Source organism: Faecalibacterium sp. BCRC 81149, from assembly GCF_022750605.1.
In the GTDB taxonomy this organism is placed as follows: Bacteria; Bacillota; Clostridia; order Oscillospirales; family Ruminococcaceae; genus Faecalibacterium; species Faecalibacterium duncaniae.
The window spans coordinates 1-3,413 of the sequence record NZ_QXJA01000034.1; the positions used below are offsets into that span (position 1 = coordinate 1).

Consider the following 3,413-nt stretch of genomic DNA (forward strand, 5'->3'; position numbering starts at 1 on the left):
CCATCAGATTTGACTGCAATAGCCGTAATCAGAAACACCGGACTCAGGATAACCAGTGCCACCAGCGAGATCACAATATCCATGGCACGCTTGACAAACAAGAACTCCGGGCTTGCCATATAGCGGCCTACCCGCAGAACCGGCAGATGGAACATGTGCATCGGCTGGGCACCACTCATAATCACATCGCCCACACGAGGGATCACGAACACATTGATACCCTGCCCCACACAGTATTTCAGGATGGTATTGCGCTCGTGACTGTGAACGCCACTGATGAACACGCTCTGCATTCCATCCAGCAGGCTCAGGTCGTTCAGGCACTCTTCAACGTTCAATGTCATCTTGACATCGTATTTTTTCGAGAGACCGTATTCATTGATGAGCTTTTCCAGACCATGCCGGACATCATAGACCACTGCGGTGGGCTGAGGAGGGAAGGTCCGGAAATACCAGCGATGGGCGCATTTTGCCCAGATTGAAGCCATCACGACCTGTCCGACAATCGCCGCAATACCCGGCAGAATATTGCAGAGCCGCCGGGACATCAGGCAGATCACGATATACAGAATGCCGTCTGTCGCCATTGCAGCCAGCACTTGCCCATAAATCAACTCCGAAATTCGCTGCAAAGACATCCAGAATGCATCGTAGATTTTTCCCAGTAGGAAGAACAACACCGCAAACAGACCGATCATGGCCCAGTTGCCCTTCCAACCAAACTTTGCATAGACCTGATACGAATAATACAGCTCCCAACAAAGTGCAAACGGAATTGTGATCATTACCAAATCGATGATTTTTACGATCTTCAACATCACATCATGCTGAAATTTTGACATAATACCCCAATAACTCCTTCAATTGTTTTCTTTGGTTCTCACTCAGCCATCCTGGTGATGCCATGAGTCGAGCTTTTTCCACTGCATTTCAACAGCATCTAATAAAGCCATATACTCCTCCTGCCGCAATCAAGGAGTATCCTCCATTTGAATCATGGAAGATACCTCTTATTCCTCACCTTGTACCAATTCTCGCCTTATTTTATCATGAATTTACCAGCACTTCAATAGAAATACCTTGTATCATTCCAAATTGACGGAGAAAAAAACAACATTCTAATGCGATTTCATCCGATTTTAGACAAGAAATGCAATTTATGGAAATTACGGAAGCGTTTCTTTGCTCACAAGGAGTCAAACAAGGGTCAAGTAAAGGGAGGCATTCAGATGGCAAAACGAGGAGAAAACATCCATAAGCGAAAAGACGGCCGCTGGGAGGGGCGTTATATCAAAGGGCGCACCGCCGAAGGAAAGCCCGTATGGGGGTACCTGTATGGGTATGCGTACAGCGAAGTCCGGGAAGAACTGATCAAGCAGAAAGCTCTGTCCGGATTCTATCAGCTCTCCGGGAAGTCGATGCATTTTTCAGAACTGGCAGCGCTTTGGCTTACGGCTCTCAGGCAGAGTGTCAAAGAATCCACCTATGCCCACTACCGGTACACTCTGCACAAATATTTTCTTCCTGTTTTAGGCAGTCTGCCGGTCTCAAGTGTGACGGATTCTTTGCTGGAACGTCTTTTTCTTCAAATTCTGTCGCCCTCAGACCGGAGCCACAAGCCACTTGGCGCATCCTCGGCACAGGAATGTCTTGGGATGCTGCGGCGAATCTGCAAGTATGCTGCACATCTGCACCTCATGCCGCCCATCGAGATATGCGTCAAACTGCCACACACACAGAAACCAGAACCACAACCCTTGACCCGGACAGAACAGGATTCTCTCCGGGAATTTCTTTTATCAGAACCAACCACCCGTAAAATCGGGATGCTTCTGCAAATGGAACTTGGATTGCGAATCGGGGAGGTCTGCGGCCTGCAGTGGGGGGATTTTGATTTTGATGAAGGCACAGTAATAATCCGGCGCACTGTCTGTCGAATCTGTTGTGGGAATGGTCATACAAAAGTTGTGATCCAGACCCCCAAAACACAGCATTCTAACCGTGAACTTCCGCTTCCGAAGCCGTTGCTGAGAACTCTACGCAAGTTGCACAGGAAATACAGCGATACCACATGGTTTCTCTCCGGGAACGAGGAACGGCCTGTAGAACCACGCTGTTACCGCAAGAGCATCCAATGTTACCTGAATCAGGCTAGGATCCGAAAAATTCACCCACATGTTCTGCGTCATACGTTCGCTACGACCTGCCTGCAGGCTGGATGTGATATCAAGACCTTGAGCGAGCTGTTAGGCCATTCCAATGCAACAATCACGCTACAGCGATATGTCCACTCTGATCTGAACCGTAAGAGACAGGAGCTGGAGCGTATTACACGCTGGCTTCATAAAGGGTCATACAGGAGTCATAGGTTGAAATAAATAACGTAGTTGCAGAGAAAATCAGACTATGTCCTCGACGATTCAAATGGAGGATACTCCTTGATTGCGGCAGGAGGAGTATATGGCTTTATTAGATGCTGTTGAAATGCAGTGGAAAAAGCTCGACTCATGGCAGCACCAGGATGGCTGAGTGAGAACCAAAGAAAACAATTGAAGGAGTTATTGGGGTATTATGTCAAAATTTCAGCATGATGTGATGTTGAAGATCGTAAAAATCATCGATTTGGTAATGATCACAATTCCGTTTGCACTTTGTTGGGAGCTGTATTATTCGTATCAGGTCTATGCAAAGTTTGGTTGGAAGGGCAACTGGGCCATGATCGGTCTGTTTGCGGTGTTGTTCTTCCTACTGGGAAAAGTCTACGATGCATTCTGGATGTCTTTGCAGCGTATTTCGGAGTTGATTTACGGGCAAGTGCTGGCGGCAATGGCGACGGATGGCATTCTGTACATTGTCATCTGCCTGATGGCCCGGCGGCTCTGCAATCTTCTGCCGGGCATCGCAGCGATTGCCGGACAGATCCTGATGGCCTCAATCTGGGCGAAGTTGGCGCATGGATGGTACTTTAATACATTCCAGGCCCAGCCGACTGCAGTCGTTTATGATGTTCGTCATGGATTGGAAAAGCTCATCAATGAGTACGGTCTTTCAAAAAAATACGATGTCAAGATGACCTTGAACGTTGAGGAATGCCTGAACGACCTGAGCCTGCTGGATGGAATGCAGAGCGTGTTCATCAGCGGTGTCCACAGCCATGAACGCAATATCATCCTGAAATACTGTGTGGGACAGGGTATCAATGTGTTCGTGATCCCTCGTGTGGGCGATGTGATTATGAGCGGTGCCCAGCCGATGCATATGTTCCATCTGCCCATGCTGCGTGTGGGCCGTTACATGGCAAGCCCGGAGTTCTTGTTTGTCAAGCGTGCCATGGATATTGTGATCTCGCTGGTGGCACTGGTTATCCTGAGTCCGGTGTTTCTGATTACGGCTATTGCAGTCAAATCTGATGG

1 protein-coding gene and 2 pseudogenes are annotated in these 3,413 nt (G+C 48.3%); 2 read left to right on the forward strand and 1 reads right to left on the reverse strand.

The features are described from left to right. Positions 1-842, reverse strand: a pseudogene (locus tag D3F01_RS15730) (sugar transferase); the annotation flags it as partial. A 387-nt stretch (positions 843-1,229) separates the two neighbouring features. On the opposite strand from D3F01_RS15730, the gene D3F01_RS15735 reads away from it, so the two are divergent. Together D3F01_RS15735 and D3F01_RS15740 are read left to right on the forward strand one after the other, a co-directional pair. Continuing rightward, positions 1,230-2,378, forward strand: coding sequence for a site-specific integrase (locus D3F01_RS15735; RefSeq protein WP_186851751.1), 1,149 nt, complete (start codon positions 1,230-1,232; stop codon positions 2,376-2,378). 193 nt (positions 2,379-2,571) lie between these two features. Beyond that, a pseudogene (locus D3F01_RS15740) lies at positions 2,572-3,413 on the forward strand (sugar transferase); the annotation flags it as partial.